1 protein-coding gene is annotated in these 392 nt (G+C 33.9%); it reads left to right on the top strand.

Annotated elements, in window-relative coordinates; all coding sequences use genetic code 11:
• Positions 1 to 16: 16 nt before the first annotated feature.
• Positions 17 to 392 (top strand): DegT/DnrJ/EryC1/StrS family aminotransferase (locus JHD74_RS26165; RefSeq protein WP_233169708.1); only part of this gene is annotated, 376 nt, incomplete at its 3' end.

The raw sequence follows: 392 nt of genomic DNA, 5'->3' as shown, positions 1-392 counted from the left end.
AGGTATTAATGGGAAAATGAGTGAGATCAATGCTGCCTTTGGGTTACTTCAACTCAAACATGTTGATAAAACTATCCAACGCAGAAAAGAAATCGATGAGGCATATCATAATGCATTTGAAAAACTGGAAGGAATCACTATAGTACCGCAGTCTGGCCAAGTTGATGCTAATTATGCATATTTTCCAATTTTAGTTGAAGATGAATTTAGGATGAATAGAGAGGAACTCTATCATTATTTAAAACAGAATAATGTATATTCTCGTCGGTATTTTTATCCACTAATTACCGATTTCTCAATGTATAAAGGTATGAAGTCAGCCTCTAAAGAAAACCTCCCTGTTGCCAATGAAATTGCTAGGAAAGTACTTTGTCTTCCAATTTATCCTAATT

It is taken from the genome of Serratia sp. ASV30, from assembly GCF_016428815.1.
Taxonomy (GTDB): Bacteria; Pseudomonadota; Gammaproteobacteria; order Enterobacterales; family Enterobacteriaceae; genus Chania; species Chania fonticola_C.
Note: the sequence above shows the minus strand (reverse complement) of the source record. Positions and strands in the feature narration are given on the sequence as shown.